General features: G+C 55.7%; 16 protein-coding genes. 2 read left to right on the top strand and 14 right to left on the bottom strand.

Going from position 1 to position 22,145, the window contains the following annotated elements; all coding sequences use genetic code 11:
• Positions 1-16: 16 nt before the first annotated feature.
• The 8 genes from carB to ribF all read right to left on the bottom strand — a co-directional run bounded on the left by carB (position 17) and on the right by ribF (position 11,733).
• Positions 17-3,241 (bottom strand): carbamoyl-phosphate synthase large subunit, encoded by a 3,225-nt coding sequence (carB, locus tag RZ35_RS01200; protein ID WP_026741663.1) that lies wholly within the window; start codon positions 3,239-3,241, stop codon positions 17-19.
• Positions 3,242-3,319: 78 nt separating this feature from the next.
• Positions 3,320-4,465: a glutamine-hydrolyzing carbamoyl-phosphate synthase small subunit gene (gene carA / locus RZ35_RS01195; RefSeq protein WP_026741662.1), complete on the bottom strand. Its 1,146-nt coding sequence runs from the start codon at positions 4,463-4,465 to the stop codon at positions 3,320-3,322.
• Positions 4,466-4,920: 455 nt separating this feature from the next.
• Positions 4,921-5,742, bottom strand: a complete 822-nt coding sequence (gene dapB / locus RZ35_RS01190; protein ID WP_026741661.1) for a 4-hydroxy-tetrahydrodipicolinate reductase — start codon at positions 5,740-5,742, stop codon at positions 4,921-4,923.
• A gap of 283 nt (positions 5,743-6,025) precedes the next feature.
• Positions 6,026-6,976 carry a 4-hydroxy-3-methylbut-2-enyl diphosphate reductase gene (gene ispH, locus RZ35_RS01185; RefSeq protein WP_026741660.1) on the bottom strand — a complete coding sequence of 317 codons (951 nt, stop codon included), beginning with the start codon at positions 6,974-6,976 and terminating at the stop codon, positions 6,026-6,028.
• Positions 6,957-7,430 carry an FKBP-type peptidyl-prolyl cis-trans isomerase gene (fkpB, locus tag RZ35_RS01180; RefSeq protein ID WP_026741659.1) on the bottom strand — a complete coding sequence of 158 codons (474 nt, stop codon included), beginning with the start codon at positions 7,428-7,430 and terminating at the stop codon, positions 6,957-6,959. Before fkpB ends, ispH begins: the two co-directional genes overlap by 20 nt.
• A 3-nt stretch (positions 7,431-7,433) precedes the next feature.
• The gene (gene lspA / locus RZ35_RS01175) at positions 7,434-7,940 is read right to left on the bottom strand and encodes a signal peptidase II (RefSeq protein WP_026741658.1); all 507 of its coding nucleotides are present in this window, start codon (positions 7,938-7,940) and stop codon (positions 7,434-7,436) included.
• On the bottom strand, positions 7,940-10,759 hold the full coding sequence (gene ileS / locus RZ35_RS01170) for an isoleucine--tRNA ligase (RefSeq protein ID WP_026741657.1): 2,820 nt from the start codon (positions 10,757-10,759) through the stop codon (positions 7,940-7,942). Before ileS ends, lspA begins: the two co-directional genes overlap by 1 nt.
• 32 nt (positions 10,760-10,791) lie before the next feature.
• Entirely contained in the window at positions 10,792-11,733 is a 942-nt protein-coding gene (gene ribF, locus RZ35_RS01165) for a bifunctional riboflavin kinase/FAD synthetase (RefSeq protein ID WP_026741656.1), read from the bottom strand.
• A gap of 404 nt (positions 11,734-12,137) precedes the next feature.
• Here ribF and rpsT point away from each other — a divergent pair, with 404 nt between their 5' ends.
• Complete coding sequence (rpsT, locus tag RZ35_RS01160) at positions 12,138-12,401, top strand: 30S ribosomal protein S20 (protein ID WP_026739060.1); 264 nt, start codon at positions 12,138-12,140, stop codon at positions 12,399-12,401.
• Positions 12,402-12,587: 186 nt separating this feature from the next.
• On the opposite strand, the gene nhaA is transcribed toward rpsT, so the two are convergent.
• From nhaA to mog, 6 genes are all read right to left on the bottom strand, one after another.
• A complete protein-coding gene (gene nhaA / locus RZ35_RS01155) occupies positions 12,588-13,787 on the bottom strand; it encodes a Na+/H+ antiporter NhaA (RefSeq protein ID WP_026741655.1) in 1,200 nt (399 codons plus the stop codon).
• A 218-nt stretch (positions 13,788-14,005) separates the two neighbouring features.
• Positions 14,006-14,905: a glycerophosphodiester phosphodiesterase family protein gene (locus tag RZ35_RS01150; protein ID WP_026741654.1), complete on the bottom strand. Its 900-nt coding sequence runs from the start codon at positions 14,903-14,905 to the stop codon at positions 14,006-14,008.
• Positions 14,906-15,103: 198 nt separating this feature from the next.
• Entirely contained in the window at positions 15,104-16,234 is a 1,131-nt protein-coding gene (dnaJ, locus tag RZ35_RS01145) for a molecular chaperone DnaJ (RefSeq protein WP_026741653.1), read from the bottom strand.
• 114 nt (positions 16,235-16,348) lie between these two features.
• A complete protein-coding gene (gene dnaK, locus RZ35_RS01140) occupies positions 16,349-18,262 on the bottom strand; it encodes a molecular chaperone DnaK (RefSeq protein ID WP_026741652.1) in 1,914 nt (637 codons plus the stop codon).
• 346 nt (positions 18,263-18,608) lie between these two features.
• Positions 18,609-19,943, bottom strand: a complete 1,335-nt coding sequence (locus RZ35_RS01135; protein WP_051625435.1) for an MFS transporter — start codon at positions 19,941-19,943, stop codon at positions 18,609-18,611.
• Between the two features lie 129 nt (positions 19,944-20,072).
• Positions 20,073-20,651 carry a molybdopterin adenylyltransferase gene (gene mog, locus RZ35_RS01130; RefSeq protein ID WP_026741651.1) on the bottom strand — a complete coding sequence of 193 codons (579 nt, stop codon included), beginning with the start codon at positions 20,649-20,651 and terminating at the stop codon, positions 20,073-20,075.
• A gap of 367 nt (positions 20,652-21,018) precedes the next feature.
• Between mog and RZ35_RS01125 the strand changes: the two genes are divergently transcribed.
• Complete coding sequence (locus RZ35_RS01125; RefSeq protein WP_026741650.1) at positions 21,019-22,104, top strand: GGDEF domain-containing protein; 1,086 nt, start codon at positions 21,019-21,021, stop codon at positions 22,102-22,104.
• Positions 22,105-22,145 lie beyond the last annotated feature (41 nt).

The raw sequence follows: 22,145 nt of genomic DNA, 5'->3' as shown, positions 1-22,145 counted from the left end.
ACTCTATGAAAGGGAGTTATCGGCTGATTTTAGCGTGCATTTCCTGCACCGAGGTCACCTGCTCGGTCGGGTCGGCATTCAGCGACATCGCGGTGGCAAACCCTCCGTTCATGGTGGTGTCGTAGTGCACTTTGTACTGCAACGCGCTGCGACGAATTAGCTTAGAGTCCTCAATCGCCTGACGACCAGCCGTGGTATTCACGATATAGGCATATTCGCCGTTCTTGATGCGATCCTGAATGTGCGGACGCCCTTCGTGCACCTTATTGACCAGACGCGGATTGATGCCCGCCTCGCCCAGCACCACCGCGGTGCCGTGAGTCGCATCCAGCTCAAACCCGTGTTTGAGCAGCTTGGCCGCCAGATCCACGACGCGGCCTTTGTCGCCCTCGCGGACCGACAGCAGCGCGCGGCCGTTTTTCTTCATCGCGGAGCTGCTGCCCAGCATGGCTTTGGCGAACGCTTCTGCAAACGTGCGGCCCACGCCCATGACTTCGCCGGTCGAGCGCATTTCCGGCCCCAAAATGGGGNCGACGCCCGGGAATTTATTGAACGGCAGCACCACTTCTTTCACCGAGTAATAAGGCGGAATCACTTCTTGGGTTACGCCCTGTTCGGCCAGCGTTTTGCCTACCATCACGCGCGCCGCCNCTTTTGCCAGCGGCACGCCGGTGGCCTTGGAGACGAACGGCACGGTCCGCGCCGCACGCGGGTTTACCTCAATCAGGTACACTTCGTTGTTCTTCACCGCGAACTGCACGTTCATCAACCCTCGCACGGACAGTTCGAACGCCAGTTTTTCCACCTGCTGACGCATCACATTCTGAATGTCTTGGCTCAGGGTGTAAGCCGGCAGCGAACACGCGGAGTCGCCGGAATGCACGCCAGCCTGTTCGATATGTTCCATGATGCCGCCGATTAGTACCTGTTCACCGTCACAGATGGCGTCCACGTCCACTTCCACCGCGTCGTCCAGGAAGCGGTCCAGCAGCACCGGCGCGTCGTTGGAGACGCTGACTGCCGTCTGAAAGTAACGACGCAGGTCCGTTTCGTCGTAGACGATTTCCATCGCGCGGCCGCCCAGAACATAAGAAGGGCGCACCACCAGCGGATAACCGAGGCCTGCGGCTTTTTCCACCGCCTGTTCGATGGCGACGACCGTGGCGTTCGCCGGCTGTTTCAGGCCCAGGCGGTCAACCGCCTGCTGGAAACGTTCGCGGTCTTCCGCGCGGTCAATGGCATCCGGGCTGGTGCCAATCACCGGTACGCCGGCCGCTTCCAGCTCACGCGCCAGCTTCAGCGGCGTCTGGCCGCCGTACTGGACGATCACGCCCTTCGGTTTTTCGATACGGACGATTTCCAGCACGTCTTCCAGCGTGACCGGCTCGAAGTAGAGGCGATCGGACGTGTCATAGTCCGTAGAAACGGTTTCCGGGTTGCAGTTGACCATGATGGTTTCATAGCCGTCTTCCCGCAGCGCCAGCGATGCATGTACGCAACAGTAGTCGAACTCGATACCCTGACCGATACGGTTTGGCCCGCCGCCCAGCACCATGATTTTATCGCGGTCGACATTCGGATTCGCTTCGCACTCGTCTTCATACGTGGAGTAGAGGTAGGCGGTATCGGTCGAGAATTCGGCGGCGCAGGTATCCACGCGTTTGTAGACCGGGTGCAGGTTGTATTTGTCGCGCAGCTTACGGATTTCCCCTTCGGAAACGCCCGCCAAGGTCGCCAGACGCGCATCGGCAAACCCTTTGCGCTTCAGCATCCGCAGGAAGTCCGGCGTCAGGCTGTTTGCGCCCCCTTCCGCCACCTGCTCTTCCAGACGCACCAGCTCTTCAATCTGCACCAGGAACCAGCGGTCGATATTCGTCAGGTTGAAAACGCCGTCTATCGACATTCCGGCGCGGAAAGCATCGGCCAGATACCAGATGCGATCGCCGCCCGCGTCTTTCAGCTCCCGGCGAATGGNGGTCAGCGCCTCGGGGTCGTCCAGATCCACTTTCGGATCAAACCCGGTCGCGCCCACTTCGAGTCCGCGCAGCGCTTTCTGCAACGACTCCTGCTGTGTGCGGCCGATCGCCATCACTTCGCCCACCGACTTCATCTGCGTCGTCAGGCGGTCGTTGGAGCCTGCGAATTTTTCAAAGTTAAAGCGCGGGATCTTGGTAACGACGTAGTCGATAGAGGGTTCGAAGGACGCCGGCGTACGTCCGCCGGTGATATCGTTCATCAGTTCGTCCAGCGTGTAGCCCACCGCCAGCTTCGCGGCGATCTTCGCAATCGGGAAGCCGGTTGCCTTGGAGGCCAGCGCCGAGGAACGAGAGACGCGCGGGTTCATCTCGATGACGATGAGACGACCGTTTTTCGGGTTTACCGAGAACTGGACGTTGGAACCGCCGGTCTCAACGCCGATTTCACGCAGTACCGCCATCGAGGCGTTACGCATGATTTGGTACTCCTTGTCCGTCAGCGTTTGCGCCGGGGCAACGGTGATGGAGTCGCCGGTATGGATCCCCATTGCGTCCAGGTTTTCGATAGAGCAGACGATGATGCAGTTATCGTTTTTGTCCCGCACCACTTCCATCTCATACTCTTTCCAGCCGATCAGCGACTCATCGATTAGCAGCTCGTTGGTTGGAGAGAGGTCCAGACCGCGGGTACAGATCTCTTCGAACTCTTCACGGTTGTAGGCAATGCCGCCGCCGGTGCCGCCCATTGTAAAGGAGGGGCGGATAATGCAGGGAAAGCCGACGTCGGCGGCAACGGCCAGCGCTTCTTCCATCGAGTGCGCAATGCCGGAACGGGCGGTATCCAGCCCGATTTTTTTCATGGCGATATCGAAGCGACGGCGGTCTTCGGCTTTGTCGATGGCATCGGCGGTCGCGCCGATCATCGTGACGCCGAATTCTTCCAGCACGCCATGGCGCTCCAGCTCCAGCGCACAGTTCAGCGCCGTCTGGCCGCCCATCGTCGGCAGCACCGCATCCGGCCGCTCCTTATCGATGATTTTGCGCACGACCTCCCAGTGAATCGGCTCAATGTAGGTGGCGTCCGCCATCTCCGGGTCGGTCATGATCGTTGCCGGGTTGGAGTTCACCAGAATGACGCGGTAGCCCTCTTCGCGCAGCGCCTTGCATGCCTGCGCGCCAGAGTAGTCGAACTCGCACGCCTGACCGATGACGATCGGGCCGGCGCCCAGAATGAGGATACTTTTTATGTCGGTACGTTTTGGCATTTCTCGCTCCTGAGAACCCGCTTACTCGCCGCCGTCCAAGGAAGATGACTCGGCGCGGCGCGACTAAGCGTCTTCTGATTATTGGGTATTACGGTAAGACTCAATCAGCTCGATAAAGTGGTCAAACAGCGGCGCGGCGTCGTGCGGACCCGGACTGGCTTCTGGATGNCCCTGGAAGCTGAAAGCCGGTTTATCGGTGCGGTGAATGCCTTGCAATGAGCCGTCGAACAACGATTTGTGCGTGACGCGCAAATTCGCCGGCAGCGTGGCTTCGTCTACCGCAAAGCCGTGGTTCTGAGCGGTGATCATCACGCGGCCCGCATCCAGATCTTTCACCGGATGGTTGCCGCCGTGGTGGCCGAATTTCATTTTGATGGTGTCGGCGCCGCTGGCCAGGGCCAGCAGCTGGTGGCCTAAGCAAATGCCGAAGATCGGGATCTCGGTGTCCAGCAGGGTTTTGATGGCGTCGATGGCATAATCGCAGGGCGCCGGGTCGCCGGGACCGTTGGACAGAAACACGCCGTCCGGACGAAGTTTCAACACGTCTTCAGCCGAAGTCTGAGCTGGCACGACGGTCAGACGGCAGCCGCGATCGACCAGCATGCGCAGGATGTTTCGCTTGGCGCCGTAGTCGTAGGCCACCACGTGGTAAGGCAGCTCGCTTTCGTCTTTCACCGTCGGCAGATCGCCCTGCAGCGTCCAGCTCCCCTGACGCCATTCGTAGCTGGCGGTTGTCGTCACCTCTTTCGCCAGATCCATGCCTTTCAGGCCCGGGAATGACTGCGCTTTTTCCAACGCCAGCGCCGCATCCGGCGCGTCGCCCACAATAATGCAGCCGTTTTGCGCGCCTTTCTCCCTCAGCAAACGCGTCAACTTGCGGGTATCGATATCCGCAATCGCCACAATATTGTTGCGCTGGAGGTAGTTGGAAAGGGTTTCCTGGCTGCGGTAATTACTGGCAATGAGGGGGAGGTCGCGAATAATCAGGCCTTGTGCCTGAATGGATGAGGATTCTTCGTCGCTGGCGTTGACGCCGACATTACCAATGTGGGGATACGTAAGAGTGACAATCTGGCGGGAATAGGAAGGATCAGTGAGGATTTCTTGATAACCGGTCATCGACGTATTGAAGACCACTTCCCCCACGGCCGATCCCTCTGCCCCAATGGCCCGACCGTGGAATTGGGTTCCGTCTTCCAGAACCAATAGCGCTGACTTAATCAAAACACCCTCCAAGGAATAAACAATCACGTTATTTGCATATTAATTCAGATTCACCGATCTAAATCAATGCAAAAACCACCTGTAAGGTAAATTTTCGGCAAATTGGGCGCATTTTAATGACGACCCGGTCAATTGTCCATCCAAAACAGGATTTTTTCTTGTATTTATACGTATCCAGTCAATAATCCTGGTCGACAGCCATAAAAACACACATAAAATGGCGTAAGAAAACGGTTGCTAACCGAAATAACCAAAAAGATGATTGAGATAGCATCGTTCGCCGAAAACAGAGCAATACGAAGTAAAAAAAGGGCCTTTAAGGGGATTAAAAAATAGAAATTAAAACGATATAAAGCAAAAAATATAAAAAGACTATATTTTTACATAAAAACAAAAATGACACCAAAAGGTGTCATTAAAATCATGATGTTATAAATATAACATAATTTCAAAAATCATAAATCATCGAGTCCAAGCACATCTTTCATATCGAAAAGGCCGGATTTATGAGCACTTATCCATATTGCCGCCCTCACTGCGCCATTTGCAAAGGTCATCCGACTTGAAGCCTTGTGGGTTATCTCTACACGCTCGCCGATATCTGCAAACATGGCGGTGTGCTCACCGACGATATCGCCCGCGCGAACGGTCGCGAAACCGATGCTTTTCGGGTCTCGCTCGCCGGTGTAGCCTTCACGCGCATAGACCGCACAGCTTTTGAGATCGCGCCCCAAAGCGCCAGCGATAGACTCGCCCATAGCCAGCGCCGTACCCGAAGGCGCGTCCACTTTATGGCGGTGATGCGCTTCGATAATTTCAATGTCCGTGTAATCGCCCATGACCTTCGCCGCCTTCTCCAGCAGCTTCAGCATCACGTTCACGCCCACGCTGAAGTTGGCGGCGAAAACGATCCCTATCTCAGCGGACGCCTCGGATATTGCGGCTTTNCCCGCATCATCAAAGCCCGTCGTGCCGATAATCATGGATTTAGCGTGCTGGCGACAGAACGCCAGATGCGCCAATGTGCCTTCGGGACGCGTAAAATCGATCAAAACGTCGAAGTCGTCCTTCACAGCATCGAGGGAGTCAGAAACAACCACATTCCGTTTTCCCAGCCCGGCCAGTTCGCCGGCATCGCTGCCGACCAGCGTAGACCCTGCTCGCTCCAACGCGGCACCCAGTACTGCGCCGTCGATGTGATCAACCGCCTGTATCAGCTGACGCCCCATGCGTCCGCCAGCACCGGCAACTGCAATACGGATTGATGAATCCTTCATGTCTTCTCTCTTATTTCATGTCATGCATAAAAAATGCATTCAGGGTAACGAAACCGGACGGAAGAAAGTGAATAGATTTGCCGACCGGTAAAATTAAGCGCGCATCCCGTCTCTGTGACCCGCGCCACCGCTCGCTAAGGGGACTGGGATGCCATTTTCGCGGTGATAAAGGCGTCATGCAGGTTCATCACTATAACGCATAAACATGCAGTTTCAACGCAGGGAAATATTTTCTGGAAGGAGGAAACGACAGCGCCGAACGGGCTGTCGTTCTGTCAGATCGTTAGTCGACCTGCTTAACGTCAACGCGCAGCTCTTTCGGCACTTCGAAAACGATGGTTTCCTCGCGTCCGACCATCTCGTGCGCGACTTCGCCACCCAGCGACCGGAGACGCTGTACGACTTCCTGCACCAGCACGTCGGGCGCCGATGCACCGGCTGTGACGCCTACGCACGCCGTATTATTGAACCAGGCTTCCTGAATATCGTCAGCCGAGTCAATAAGATAAGAGCGTTTGCCGACGCGCTGCGCCAGCTCCGCCAGACGGTTTGAGTTAGAGGAGTTTTTAGAGCCGACCACCAGCACGACGTCCGCTTCGCCGGACAAATGACGTACGGCTTCCTGCCGGTTAGTCGTCGCATAGCAAATGTCGTCCTTACGCGGCCCGATGATCTTCGGAAAACGCGCCCTCAGGGCATCAATCACCGCATAGGTGTCGTCCACAGACAAGGTGGTTTGCGTCATGAAACACAGCTTGTCTTCGTGTTTAACCTGCAGCGCGAACACGTCTTCCGGGCTTTCGACCAGATACATCCCCCCCTCAGGGTTGTTGTACTGCCCCATGGTGCCTTCCACTTCGGGATGACCCGCGTGGCCGATTAAAATGGCTTCCATCCCTTTCCGGCTGGCGCGCGCGACTTCCATATGCACTTTGGTGACCAACGGACAGGTGGCGTCGAATACGCTCAAATCGCGACTTTTGGCTTCTGCCCGCACCGCCTGTGAGACGCCGTGCGCCGAGAAAATCAGGATCGCGCCATCCGGAACTTCATCGATCTGTTCGATAAAAATAGCGCCGCGCTCACGCAGGCCGTTAACCACGAAGCGGTTATGCACCACCTCGTGACGAACGTAAATCGGCGCGCCGTAGATCTCCAGCGCGCGCTCCACGATGCTGATGGCGCGGTCGACGCCCGCGCAAAACCCGCGGGGGTTAGCCAGCAAGATTTTCATGCTTCTCCTCCTGTAACGGGGGATCGATAGCCTGCACGTCGATGTCAAACGTGATGGTATGTCCGGCCAGCGGATGGTTGAAATCGACGGTGACGGACTCTTCCGCCACTTCCTGAATAATGCCCGGCATATCCTGACCGCCAATGCCGCTGAACAACATGATCGTCCCTACGTCGGGCACGCCGGTTTCGGCGAAGTCGCGTCGCAGGAAAAACTGAATCAAATCGGGATTGGCGTCGCCGAAAGCGGACTCGGGCGGTAAGCTAAAGCGACGTTTATCGCCCGCCTGTAGCCCCAGCAGCTGCTGCTCCAACTCGGGGGACAGACTTCCGTCCCCCAGACGGAACAGCGCCGGCTTTCCGCTGCGCTGAGTGCTTTCCGCCACAGAGCCGTCTTCCAGCGTCAACGTGAAATGCACCAGCACGGCGCTATGATTCTGAACACGCTCAGACATGCGCTATTTACCTTCGGCTTTTTTCTTCTCAGAGGACACGAAAAAACCTTCCAACACAATCAGCAATGCGCCGATACAGATGCCCGCATCGGCAATATTGAAGATGGGGTAATGCCAGTCATTGATATAGAAATCAACAAAGTCAATCACATAGCCATGAACCAACCGATCGGTCAGGTTACCCACCGCGCCGCCGATAATCATGGCGTAAGCAATGTTGTTCAACTTCTGGCTGGCGCTGGAGCGGTACATCAGTACCAGCAACGCCGCCGTAATCGCCAGCGCGATCACCGCAAAGAACCAGCGTTGCCAGCCATCTTTATCGGCCAGGAAGCTGAACGCCGCGCCCGGATTATGGGCATAGGTCAGATTAAAGAATGGGATCAGCGGCAGCGACTCTCCCAACTGAAAGTGGGTCATGACCCACTGCTTACTGCCCAGATCCACTACCAGCACTACCAGCGCCAGCCAAAGCCAGCGCAGTCCCGTTGATTTCATAGAGTGTCTCATTAGACGAATTTACGCACTTCGCCCGCGCCACCGACATTGGTAGCACAGCGACCGCACACTTCAGGATGCTCGGAGTCCGTGCCGATATTCGTTTCAAAATGCCAGCAACGCGGGCATTTCTCGCCGTCAGCCTTATCAAGGACAATTTTCAGCCCTGATAATTCCGTCTGCTGCGCATCCGCAGGCGCATCGTCGTAAGACGCGATGGTCGCTTTAGAGGTCAGCAGCGCGAAATGCAGTTCCGGCTGCAGCTGATTCAGCTTCTCAGTCAGTGCGCTATCCGCATACAGCGTGACGGCGGCTTCCAGAGAACCACGGATGTGTTTATCGTTACGCGCCTGCTCGATCACCTTGTTCACTTCGCTGCGGATTTGCAGCATGTCGGCCCAGAAAGCCTCATTCATGCTTTCTGCACCATCAAGCCCGAACAGGCCGTCATACCACTCTTCGGTAAAGACGTACTGCGCGCGTTCGCCCGGCAGGTAAGCCCAGATCTCATCCGCCGTAAAGGAGAGGATCGGCGCCATCCAGCGCACCAGCGCTTCGGCGATGTGGAACAGGGCCGTCTGACAGCTGCGGCGCGCGACGCTGTCGCTCTTNGCGGTGTACTGACGATCTTTGATGATATCGAGATAGAACGATCCCATCTCGATCGAGCAGAACTGCATCAGACGCTGAACTACGCGGTGGAAGTCGTAGTTTTCGTACGCGTCCAGAATCTCTTCCTGTGCGGCTTTCGCGCAACCAACCGCCCAGCGATCGAGCACGACCATATCCTGAGGCGCCACGCTGTGCTGCGCCGGATCGAAACCGTTCAGGTTGGCCAGCAGGAAGCGCGCGGTGTTACGAATACGGCGATAGGCGTCGGCGGAACGTTTCAGGATTTCATCGGACACTGCGATCTCACCGGAATAGTCGGTAGAGCCGATCCACAGGCGCAGAATGTCGGCGCCGAGTTTATCCATCACGTCCTGCGGGCTGACCGTGTTGCCGATGGACTTGGACATTTTGCGACCCTGCCCATCCACGGTGAAGCCGTGCGTCAGTACCTGACGGTACGGCGCTTTACCCTTGATGGCGGTCGAGATCATCAGAGAAGACATAAACCAGCCGCGATGCTGGTCGGAGCCTTCCAGATACATGTCCGCCGCGTGGCCGCCAAATTCCGGGCGCACGTCGACGACTGACGCATGGGTGGAACCGGAATCAAACCACACGTCCAGCGTATCAGGCACTTTGACGTAGTTGGCGGCGTCTTCGCCCAGCAGCTCCGCCGGGTCCAGATCCCACCATGCCTGAATGCCATCCTGCTCAACGCGTTTAGCGACGGCTTCCATCAGTTCCACGGTACGCGGGTGCAGCTCTTCGGTCTCTTTGTGCACGAACAAAGACATCGGCACGCCCCAGGTGCGCTGACGGGAAATACACCAGTCTGGGCGATTCGCGACCATGGTTTCGATTCGCGCCTGCCCCCAGTCAGGGATCCACTGCACGCCTTTGATTTCCGACAGCGACTGCTGACGCAGCCCTTTCTGATCCATGCTGATAAACCACTGCGGGGTCGCGCGGAAGATAATCGGCGTTTTGTGACGCCAGCAGCAAGGATAGCTGTGCAGCAGTTTTTCAACATGCAGCAGCACGCCGCGCTCGCGCAGCATCTCAACGACGATGTCGTTAGCTTTGAAGACGAACAGGCCGTCCAGCCCCGGGAACGTGCCCGGCAGATAGCAGCCGTCCGGCCCCACGGGGTTGGCGATTTCCAACTGATATTTCTGACTGATGACATAGTCGTCCGGACCGTGTCCGCCCGCAGTATGGACGGCGCCCGTACCGGCATCCAGCGTGACGTGTTCGCCCAGAATAGCCGGGACATCGAAGCCCATGAACGGGTGATTGAAGCGCAGCAGTTCCAGCGCGTTACCCTGGCATTCGCCCAGCACTTTCCATTCGGCAACACCCAGACGCTGCATGACGCTTTCGACCAAATCCGCCGCCAGAATCAGCGCCTGACCGTCCACCTGCACCAGTTGGNAAATAAATTCCGCATTCAGAGAGATAGCGCGGTTAGCCGGCAGGGTCCACGGGGNCGTAGTCCAAATCACCAGGGAAATGGCGCCCTCTACCGCATCGGCAGACACGCCGAACTTCGCCGCCACGGCGGAACGGTCGACCGCGCTAAAAGCGACATCGATAGAAGGAGAGGTTTTGTCATAGTATTCGACTTCCGCTTCCGCCAGTGCGGAACCGCAGTCGGCGCACCAGTGAACCGGCTTGGCGCCCTTGTGCAAGTGACCGTTGGCGATGATTTTGCCCAGCGCGCGGATGATGTTGGCTTCGGTGTCGAAGTCCATCGTCAGATAGGGATGATCCCACTCGCCCAGCACGCCCAGTCGAATGAAGTCTTTTTTCTGGCCGGCGACCTGCTCTGCCGCGTACTTACGACACTCCTGACGGAACTCTGCCGCGCTGACTTTTTCGCCCGGCTTGCCGACCAATTGCTCAACTTTCAGCTCGATGGGCAGGCCGTGGCAATCCCAGCCCGGAACATAGGGCGAGTCATAGCCGGAAAGCCCTTTGGACTTGATAATGATGTCTTTAAGAATCTTGTTAACCGAGTGACCAATGTGAATGTTGCCGTTGGCGTACGGGGGGCCATCGTGCAGGATAAAGGTTTTCTTACCTTGCTTGGCGCTACGAATAATCCCGTATAGATCCTGATCGTACCAACGTTTCAGCATATCGGGTTCGCGCTTGGCGAGATCGCCACGCATCGGGAACCCTGTTTCCGGCAAATTCAGGGTAGTTTTATAGTCACTCATTAGATTCTCGATTTCGTTTTCGGCTAGAAAAATTAAACCGGTGCCTTTAGCCCAAAGAATTCACGGGCCGCCACCTCATCATTAGCGATCTGCTGCTTCAGCGCATCAAGCGAAGCAAACCGCTGTTCATTACGTAGTTTTTTGCGCATGACCACTTCTATGTGGCGGCCATACAGATCCAGCGTGACGTCAAACAAATGCACTTCCAACTGCTGACGTTTGTCGCCGGTGATTGTCGGGCGCGTTCCGATGTTGGCCACGCCGGGAATTGGCTCATCCCCCAGCCCATAGACGCTTACGGCGTACACGCCACTGACCGGCGATACCTGGCGTTTCAACGGCACATTCGCCGTCGGAAAACCTATCGTGCGACCGAGCGCATTGCCATGCACCACGCGCCCAGAAATACTGAACGGGTGCCCTAATAGCGCTTCGGCCTGAGCCAAATCGTCTTGGCTGAGCGCTTCCCGCACCGCGGTGCTGCTCACTCGCTTTCCACCGTTGCAGAACGAATCGGTGCTGATGACCTCAAAGTCCAGCTCAACGCCCGCTTTCTGTAATAACAGGAAATCCCCTTTGCGACCAGCGCCAAAGCGGAAGTCATCCCCCACCACCAGGAATTTCACGCCCAGCTTGTTCACCAGCAGATCGGAAATAAAGGCATGGGCATCGTGGGCGGCGAAGGCCGCGTCGAACTTCACGCACAGCAGGTAATCGNCGCCGGCCTGCGACAGATATTTCACCTTATCGCGCAACCGGGTCAGTCGGGCGGGCGCGTTTTCGCCGCCGAACAGCTCCTGCGGCTGGGGTTCAAAAATCATGACCATCACAGGCAGTCCGCGCTTCTGCCCTTCCTGTTTCAGGCGTTCGAGCAGCACATGATGCCCGCGGTGGACACCGTCAAAGTTACCAATAGTAAGCACACAGCCATGATGGTGTGCCTGAAGATTGTGTATACCGCGTATTAGCTGCATAACTGGCTCAAAACAGTGGAAATCGGCGGATTATACCTTGTACAACGGGTAAGGTTAACCCGGGATGCGTGCCTTTTGTCGCCAGCTCTTCTGATTTCAGCACTGGCGGAGAGTTTAAAAAGCGCAAAAACGCCGCCTGGAGTGACGGCATCTCACGGCCGATAAGGCATGTGGTTGCCAAGAACAGTCCGTTAATACGCGTTGCGCGTTTTAATACCGATTTATGGCGCGAAAGACTATATTCCCCGACGTGAAGCTGTTAAAATCCTGCGCCATCACAACGTAACAAGCGCTGACGTACAAACGGCGCTTATTTGCACAAATCCATTGACAAAAGAAGGCTAACCGGGCATATTCCTCGGCCTTTGAATTGTCCTCGATAGAATATATTTGGGAGTTGGACCTTGGCTAATATCAAATCAGCTAAGAAACGCGCCGTACAGTCTGAAAAGCGTCGCAAGCATAACGCAAGCCGTCGCTCCATGATGCGCACTTTCATCAAGAAAGTATACGCGGCGATCGCCACTGGCGATAAAGAAGCAGCACTGAAAGCGTTTAATGAAATGCAACCGATCGTGGATCGTCAGGCTAGCAAAGGCCTGATTCACAAGAACAAGGCTGCACGTCATAAGTCAAACCTGATCGCACAGATCAACGCTTTGCAATAATCGCGTTCTCGCGAACATTGCTAGAAAAAACCGGCCTAGGCCGGTTTTTTTATGTCTGAAATCCTGAAAACTTAGATTTTATCTTATATTACAGTCTGTTAACTTAAAACCCCTGAGGGATCGCCAGCGCCGTTAATTGCGGCGATCGTCTTCCCTCATNCGATGGCTACAGCNCCTGGCGCCCCGTCACTCTCTGGGCGCCGGCGTATGAGCCGATATGGCAGGCAGCGCAATACGCAAGGCGATAAAACCAAACACGCCGGCCGCTAGTGAACTCGTCAGGATCGCCAGCTTGGCATACAGAACCGTCGCCGCATCCGCTTCGCCACCGAAAGAGAGCAGCGTGATGAAAATGGACATCGTGAAGCCGATGCCGCACAGCACCGATACCGCGCTGAGCTGACGAAAGTTCACGCCTGCCGGTAACTTCGCCAGCCCAAGAGCGATTACTCCCCCGCTGAACACCATAATCCCCAGCGGTTTTCCTATCAGCAGACCGGCGGCGATTCCCACCGTGAGCGGAGAAAGCATCTGTCCCGCATCAACACCTTGTAGCGCGATACCCGCGTTGGCGAATGCGAATAGCGGGATAATCAGAAATGCGACCCAGCCGCTCAGCCGGTGCTCCAACGCGGTCGCGAGCGACGGCTGCCCGGCCGGCGCGCGCAGCGGGATCAGGAATCCAACCACCACTCCCGCCAGCGTGGCATGCACGCCCGATAGCAGAACACAAAGCCACAGAACGGCGCCCACTGATAAATACGCGGGTGAGTTCATTACCTGTCGCCAGTTCAAATATGCCAGAACCAGCGCCGACAACGCCGCCCCCAGCAGAGCCAGCCCATTCAGTTGCTGCGTGTAAAAGAACGCGATCACCAGAATAGCCCCGAGATCGTCGATGATCGCCAGCGCCAGCAGGAAAACCTTCAGTCCCAGCGGCACCCGTTTGCCCAGCAACGCCAGAATACCCACGGCGAAGGCGATGTCCGTCGCCGTCGGAATGGCCCAACCCACTCGAGTGTGCACATCTGCGGCGTTGATCGCCAGATAGATCAGCGCGGGGACCACCATGCCTCCGAGAGCGGCCGCTACGGGTAATAGCGCCTGACGACGGCTGGCCAATGCGCCAACCATCAGCTCGCGTTTTACCTCAAGCCCCNCCATCAAAAAAAACAGCGTCATCAGGCCATCGTTGATTGCGTGCAGCAGCGTGGCGTGAAAGTTTATCCCACCCACCGTGACGTCGAGCGGCGTAGTCAGCACCTTGTCATATCCCATTGCCGTCAGCGGAATATTCGCCATCAGCAACGCCAGCAGCGTTGCTGCAATCAGCGTCATTCCCGCCGCCGCATCCAGCCGGGCTAACCGGCGCAATAGCCTCATCATCAGGACATTCTCTCTTTAAGCGAAATCGGTACACCGTCTTCTTGTGATGTCAGGAAGTCGGGAATCAGCCCATACACTCGTTGAAAATGCCTCAATATTCAACAAAAACCGGATAACCTTCGGCAGAAACGAATCACACCAAAATGTTGAGCGCCTTTGGGGCTGAAAAATCGTGTCATCTCCGCACCAACCGCCATTCTTGATGGCGGTGTGCAGCGCTATTTCACGTTTCCCTGACGAAAAAACCATGCGCCGCGCGGAGAATCCACCAGCACGCCATCCGCCCCTAACTCCCGCGCACGCTGGTAGTCGGCTGGCGTATTGACGCCGAACAGAATCACCTGCGCCGCCCCGGCCGACCGGAAGCAGTCCATCGCTTCTTTATCCCAGGTCAGTACGGCTTTGGAACGCCCTTCTCCCAAGGTGAAGCGCTCGACGNCCTCGACCTCGCGACGCAACTCCAACCCATACCAATGCGGTACGCGCGCGGCCGGAAGCGGGTCACATAGATGTGCCATGGAAACATTCGCCAGCAAGGTTCTGGTACGGTCTCGGGTTTCGAAACGAGAAATTTGCGGCGGCAACGCCTCAAGATAACGAGCATCCGTGGAATAAACGCGCGTGCGCGCCAAACTTCTGGTTTCCAGCAGCGTTTTCAACAGCGCCTGGCCGAAACGCACCGGATCAGCGTCGGGCGATTTGATATCCAGATAGAACGGCACCTGAGGATAAGCACGCAAAATCGCATCCAGTCGGGGGATGCCAATACCTTTGCCTCGGAAGGGGTGATGCGGGATATCGCCGAAAGCCCATCCCGCATCCACATTTGCCAATTCAGCGCTGGTATACGCAGAAACCGGGCCCTGTTTATCGGTCAGCGCCTTAAGATCCGTCGGGCGATAAAGCACAATCACGCCATCTTTCGTCTCCTGCAGCGTAACCCAGATTGCATCCGCGCCGTTCTTAAGCGCGGATTCAACCGCAACCCTCGTATTTTCCGGCGCGTCGCTGGTCCCACCCCGATGAGCGATCACCTGAGGCGCGGTGGCGGAATAGGCCGCGGCAGACACCATCGCCAAACACAGAAACGCACAGAAGCGGTGGGAAAATCGTTGCATGATAGGCATCCGTTTAAGCTAGAGAGGAAGTGCCTAAGCATATCGTCGCGATATGACGTTTTTGTCACAACGCGCCAAGGCGTTCAAGAAGGCCGCCATCACGCGAACTGTCCACGAGGGGAAAGAAAACGGCGCAGCGTCGCGCCATAAAAAACGNCCCGCAAGCGGGCCGTTGATGGAATCGACGCGAGAACGGACTTAACGGGTCAAGTCGTCAAAGAACTTTTTCACGCCGTCGAAGAAGCTTTTCGAACGCGGACTGTTGCGCTCGCCGGAAGGTCCGCCGAAGCTCTGCTCCAGCTCCTGCAGCAGCTCTTTCTGACGCTCATTCAGGCTGACCGGGGTTTCCACCACAACGCGACACAGCAGGTCGCCCTGGGCGCCGCCGCGAACGGACTTCACGCCTCTACCACGCATTCGGAACAGTTTGCCAGTCTGCGTTTCCGCCGGGACTTTCAGCTTCACGCGGCCATCCAGCGTCGGCACTTCGATTTCGCCGCCCAATGCCGCCATCGCAAAGTTAATAGGCACTTCGCAGTACAGGTTGTTCTCTTCGCGCTGGAAAATTGGGTGCTGCTTCACCTGGACCTGGACGTACAGATCGCCCGCTGGCGCGCCCATTTCACCGGCTTCGCCTTCGCCGGAAAGACGAATGCGGTCCCCCGTGTCCACGCCCGCCGGAATTTTAACCGACAGCGTTTTGCTTTTTTCCATACGGCCATGCCCGTGACATTTCACGCACGGATCTTTGATGATCTTGCCGCGACCGTGACAGTGCGGGCACGCCTGCTGCACGGTGAAGAATCCCTGACGCATTTGCACCTGGCCGTTACCGTGGCAGGTTGGACAGGTCGCCGGCGAGCTGCCCGGACGGGAGCCGTTGCCATGACAAACATCACACTCTTCCAGCGTAGGAATATGGATCTCTTTGGTGACGCCACGCACGGCTTCTTCCAGAGTCAGATCCATGTTGTAACGGAGATCGGAGCCACGGCTCGCACGTTGACGGCGTCCGCCACCGAATATGTCGCCGAAAACGTCGCCAAAGATATCGCTGAAGTCTGCGCCGCCGCCGAAACCACCGCCGCCGCCCATGCCGCCTTGTTCAAACGCAGCATGACCATACTGATCGTATGCAGCGCGTTTCTGCGAATCGCTCAGCACTTCGTAGGCTTCTTTGACTTCTTTAAATTTGGCTTCAGCACTGCTGTCACCGGGGTTACGGTCCGGGTGAAACTTCATCGCCAGGCGCTTATACGCCTTCTTGATTTCACGTTCATCCGCGCCTTTCGCAACGCCTAACGTTTCATAGTAGTCTTGCTTAGCCATGCTTGTTATCTGCCCTCAACATGCGTGCACGGGCGCAGAGTTTCCCCGACGCCCGTGCTGATTNCCTTGCCGACAGCGGTAACATTTACCGCTGCCGCGCCCGCTCAAGGGCGATTATTTTTTGTCTTTGACTTCTTCGAATTCCGCATCAACGACATCGTCGTCTTTACGGTCCGCGCTTTCACCGCCAGCGGCACCGGCTTCCGGCTGAGCCTGCTGCTGAGATGCTTCCAGCAGTTTGGTGGAGGCTTCAGCCAGCGCCTGGATTTTCGCTTCGATGTCTGCTTTATCTTCAGACTTCAGCGAAGATTCCAGCGCTTTCAGCGCGTCTTCGATAGCCGTTTTGTCGCTGGCAGCCAGTTTGTCGCCCAGTTCTTCCAGCTGCTTACGCGTGCTGTGCAGCAGGTGGTCGCCTTGGTTGCGGGTCTGAACCAGTTCTTCGAACTTACGGTCAGATTCCGCGTTGGCTTCAGCTTCACGCACCATCTTCTGGATTTCGTCTTCGTTCAGACCGGAAGACGCTTTGATGGTGATGTTCTGTTCGCGACCGCTGTTTTTGTCTTTCGCGGACACGTGCAGGATACCATCGGCATCGATGTCGAAGGTAACTTCGATCTGCGGTACGCCGCGCTGCGCCGGCTGAATGCCGTCCAGATTGAACTGGCCCAGGGATTTGTTGTCCTGAGCACGTTTACGTTCACCCTGCAGTACGTGGATCGTCACAGCAGACTGGTTGTCTTCCGCCGTAGAGAACACCTGGCTGTGTTTGGTCGGGATCGTGGTGTTCTTGGCAATCAGCGAAGTCATTACGCCGCCCATGGTTTCGATACCCAGAGACAGCGGGGTAACGTCCAGCAGCAGTACGTCTTTCACATCACCAGACAACACGCCGCCCTGTACGGCAGCACCGATAGCCACAGCTTCATCCGGGTTAACGTCTTTGCGCGGTTCTTTGCCGAAGAAGTCAGCCACTTTTTTCTGCACCATCGGCATACGGGTCTGACCACCAACCAGGATCACGTCGTTGATGTCAGAAACAGACAGTTTGGCATCCTGCAGCGCCACTTTCAGCGGCTCTAAAGAACGCGTGACCAGATCTTCTACCAGCGATTCCAGTTTGGCGCGAGTCACTTTGATGTTCAGGTGTTTCGGGCCAGAAGCGTCAGCCGTGATGTACGGCAGGTTAACGTCGGTCTGCTGTGCGGAAGACAGCTCGATTTTCGCTTTTTCTGCCGCTTCTTTCAGACGCTGCATGGCCAGCGGGTCATTGCGCAGATCGAAGTTCTGCTCTTTTTTGAACTCGTCAACCAGGTAGTTGATCAGGCGGCTGTCGAAGTCTTCGCCACCCAGGTGGGTGTCNCCGTTGGTCGCCAGTACTTCGAAGGTTTTTTCGCCTTCTACTTCATCGATTTCGATGATGGAGATATCAAACGTACCGCCACCCAAGTCATAAACCGCAATAGTACGGTTGCCGACTTCTTTATCCAAACCGTAGGCCAGAGCGGCAGCGGTCGGTTCGTTAATGATACGTTTGACTTCCAGACCTGCGATACGGCCGGCGTCTTTAGTCGCCTGACGCTGAGCATCGTTGAAGTAAGCCGGTACGGTAATCACCGCTTCAGTGACGGCCTCGCCCAGATAATCTTCAGCCGTTTTCTTCATTTTCTTCAGAACTTCGGCGGAAATCTGCGGCGGAGCCAATTTCTGGTCTTTCACTTCCAGCCAAGCGTCGCCGTTATCGGCGCCGATGATTTTGTACGGCATGATGTTGGTGTCACGCTGGACTTCTTCGTCCTGGAAACGACGACCAATCAGACGCTTGATAGCAAACAGCGTGTTTTTAGGGTTGGTCACCGCCTGACGTTTAGCCGGTTGGCCAACCAGAGTTTCACCGTCTTGCGTATAAGCAATGATGGAAGGCGTGGTGCGATCGCCCTCGCTGTTTTCCAGTACCTTAACCTTCGTACCATCCATAATCGCAACACAAGAGTTGGTTGTTCCCAAGTCGATACCAATGATCTTACCCATCTAAACATCTCCACTAAAAGTCATATTCGGTTGTGGTAGTTCAACCTACTATGTGGGCCGCGGATGAGTTTTCAACTCCCCGCAATACCATGCCGTATTCGGTCAAACTGTTCTCGATGACTCATAGATGGGGACGACAATGCCAGCATCAAGGGCTAGTTGGTAAAAAAAACCATTCTTTTGCTATTTTGCTTTTTCTGTGTACAGAAGAAAGGCGCCAAGCCGCCTTCTGGCGCCGCGCTTGAGCGCGCTTTTCCCGCGGTTTTGTCGCCGAAGGAGAACAATTTCTCCGTCAGAGATAGGACCAGTGAACGCCGATACGTTGAGTGACGACGTGCGAGACGATTTATTCGCGTTCGGAGAAATAAGATGGCGCTTCGCTTGCAAAGAAATCTTCGCTCTGTTCTTTTCCGCGCATACAACGCAGCAGATAGCCGCCTATCAGCACCCCGCCCATCGACAGGAACAGGACGTACAGTGCGGGCGCCAGCGGCGTCAGTTTCATCAAGGACGTCACCAAAATCGGCGTCAGTCCGCCAAAAATCGCGTAGGCGATATTGTAAGACAATGAAATGCCGGAAAATCGCACGGCAGGGGGAAAAGCACGCACCATCACGCACGGCACCACCCCCGTCACGCCGACGCTGAATCCGGCCAGCGCATAGCTGACGAACAGGATTTCCGTGCTATCCGCCGCATGGGTATAAAATACCCCGCTGCAGGCGGCCAGCAGCAGACTGCCGCCGATGAAAGTCACGCCCAGTCCCAGCCGGTCTGCAATACCGCCTGCGACAATGCAGCCTAACATCAGCATCACGGTCGCAAGACTGTTTGCCTGTAGGGTCAGCGCGGGGGCAATCCCGTAAACCTGCTGCAAATAGGTGGGCGACATCAGCACCACGACCAGCACCCCCGCCGACAACAGCCAGGTCAGCATCATCGATAACACCACCGACTTTTTGTGCGCCTGCATGATCGATTTGAGCGGCAGCTCTTTCGCCAGCTGTTTGCGTGTCTGCATTGCGACAAACACGGGGGTTTCTTTGAGCCAACGCCGCAGATACATCGCAATAAAACCGAAAAGGCCGCCGATAAAGAACGGAATGCGCCAACCGGCGGACAGAATTTGCTCCGGAGACATCAACGTATTCAGCACTGACGCCAGCAGCGACCCCACTAAAATGCCCAGCGTAAGGCCCGACGTCAGAATTCCGCAGGCGATGCNAATGCGTTTGGGCGGCACGTGCTCTGCAACAAAGACCCAGGCGCCAGGCACCTCGCCGCCGATAGCAGCCCCCTGCAATAAACGTAGCAGCAACAGCAACGCCGGAGCGGCAATGCCTATCGTTGCGTAGGTCGGCAACAAGCCCATGCCCAGCGTCGGCAACGCCATCAGGAGGATGCTCAGGTTGAACATCTTTTTACGCCCAACCAGATCGCCAAAGTGAGCCATGACGACCCCGCCCAGCGGCCGGGCCAGATAGCCCGCGGCGAAAATGCCGAACGTTTGCAGCTGGCGAAGCCACTCGGGGATATCGGCCGGGAAGAAAAGCTGGCTGATCACCGGCGCGAAGAAGACGAACACGATAAAATCGTAGAACTCCAAAGCGCCACCCAGCGCCGCCAGAGAAAGGGTTTTGTAATCTTGTCGATTCAACTGCCGATGAGATGCATTATCCATAATGACCGCGCTGTGCGCCATTGAATCAAGGCGCTGTCGTTTCCTTACTAAACCATGACTATACCGACAAATTCACGTCAGCCAGCCCCATCTAATTCTTATGACGAGCGAGCGCCGAACGCATTGCGGTCACTCGCGAAGCGCGCTTTTAGGACGGAAAGCGGCCACGACCTGAGGATCGGTTTCAATATAGGGACCTTCCAGCAGTTGAATACAGTAGGGAACGCTCGCGAAAATCCCCGGAACGATGACATGACCCGCATCATCCTTCAGGCCTGCGAGCGTCTCTTGAATCGACTTGGGCTGGCCCGGCAGGTTCAGAATCAACGCCTGTTTGCGAATTACCCCCACCTGACGCGACAGTATTGCCGTCGGAACGAATTTCAGGCTGATCTGCCGCATCTGTTCGCCGAATCCCGGCATCTCCCGGTCGGCGACCGCCAGCGTGGCATCAGGGGTCACATCGCGTCGGGCCGGGCCGGTTCCGCCAGTGGTCAGCACCAGGTGACAGCCGGATTCATCCACCAGCTCGCACAGCGTCTGTTCGATCAGGGCTTGCTCGTCCGGTACCAGGCGCGACTGTATCTCAAACGGCGTCGTCAGCGCTTGTGAAAGCCACGTTTCCAGTACCGGGATCCCTTTATCCTGATAAACGCCGCTGGATGCCCTGTCAGAAATCGACACTAACCCAATGCGCAAACTGTTCATAATGACCTCGTGCCTACCTTTATTGTCTCGGAAAAGCTCATTTTATCAGCCCAACGTCAATAGCACCCTCTAAAATAGCCCTGGTGGGCTATCAGGAAATACCCACCACGACTTCATTGCTTTTTCATTTTTCTGTCGACGAATGAGGGCGCGTTTGGGTCAACTCCATGCGACAAAAAATGAATTCGAGAATGCGATAATATATTATCGCCAACTACTGACACTTGAGAATAAAACCGCCAAAATAGCGGTCTCGCGATACTGCGCTGGCGAGCGGTATCGCGAACAATGTTTCTCTTCAATATTACTTATGATTGTCCTGCATAACTATTCCAGGTGAATGATTTAATTCGAATAAGATGTCTGAATGAATAAATTCCAACGCAATGTTTTAAAAACCCTATCCCATACACCGATCGCGTTCATCCTGTTTGGTATAGTCTCATTTCTCATTACTGCCTGCATTCTGCTGAACACGCAGCGAAAGAATTGGCAGGAAGAAAAACGCTATTTCGATAATATCATTCAGATCTATGAATCATTTAATAATGGTAATGGACTTGTAGAAAGCGACCATAGCTATAAAAATGGTGAATCGCTCTTCTCCAGAGTGATTATTCTTTCTTTCCGAAGTAACGATGTCGTCAAAGAGTGTATTCACCGACTCTCGTCATTTGATATCACGTTGAGTGAAAAGTCGATCGCTCGCGTCTGCCAGAGCAAACTGCCTACCGTAGGGGAGTTGAACAAGGAAGATCAGTTAACGTCCGTACTTCCTCTACTGTCGTCCACAGATGATCTGGTGGGTATCCGTATCCGGTTTGCCACATTGAGTGGACCGCCTGTATTCAGATCCGTATTTTCCTCTCTCAGTTCGTTGGTGGCGCTGCTTAGCATCAGCCTATTTGGCGCTTTTCTCGGGACGATGCTGGCGCTGTTGATAAAAAAGTACCTGATTGAACTACCGGCCATCGCGCGTTACGACGATCTAACCGGCTGCCTGCGCAGAGATGCCTTTTACCATGCCGCTAATAAAGTCATGCGCAATGCCACCCAGCAACGACAACCGCTGTGCGTCCTGCTGATCGACCTGGATCACTTCAAGAAAATTAATGATACGCTAGGCCATGCCGCGGGTGATGAAACCTTGAAAGATGTCGCTGACGTTACCCGAAACTATTTTCGCAGAGGCGATATTTTGGGGCGTTTGGGCGGCGACGAATTCGCGGTGATATTACCGAATACGACGTTGGATAACGCCTACAGAGTCTCGGAACGGATTCGCCTTGCGATCCACGAAATGACATACGACAAATTATCCAAACGTCATCTCTCCGTCAGTATTGGTTTAGTGGAATACGCGGCTGGCGAAGAAACGTTGGAACAAGTCATTAATCGGGCCGACATCAAGTTATACGCTGCGAAGAAAAGCCGTAACCGTGTTGAAAAATAAACGGCCAGCGATAGCTGGCCGTAGGAAATGTTTACTGCCTT

Source organism: Lonsdalea quercina subsp. quercina (assembly GCF_000688655.1).
Lineage (GTDB): Bacteria > Pseudomonadota > Gammaproteobacteria > Enterobacterales > Enterobacteriaceae > Lonsdalea > Lonsdalea quercina.
Note: the sequence above shows the minus strand (reverse complement) of the source record. Positions and strands in the feature narration are given on the sequence as shown.

Excerpts from the sequence above, each read along its gene's own strand:
- ispH (WP_026741660.1), bottom strand. The coding sequence starts at position 6,976 with ATGAAAATCTTGCTGGCTAACCCCCGCGGGTTTTGCGCGGGCGTCGAC.
- fkpB (WP_026741659.1), bottom strand. The coding sequence starts at position 7,430 with ATGTCTGAGCGTGTTCAGAATCATAGCGCCGTGCTGGTGCATTTCACG.
- lspA (WP_026741658.1), bottom strand. The coding sequence starts at position 7,940 with ATGAGACACTCTATGAAATCAACGGGACTGCGCTGGCTTTGGCTGGCG.
- dnaJ (WP_026741653.1), bottom strand. The coding sequence starts at position 16,234 with ATGGCTAAGCAAGACTACTATGAAACGTTAGGCGTTGCGAAAGGCGCG.
- mog (WP_026741651.1), bottom strand. The coding sequence starts at position 20,651 with ATGAACAGTTTGCGCATTGGGTTAGTGTCGATTTCTGACAGGGCATCC.
- RZ35_RS01125 (WP_026741650.1), top strand. The coding sequence starts at position 21,019 with ATGAATAAATTCCAACGCAATGTTTTAAAAACCCTATCCCATACACCG.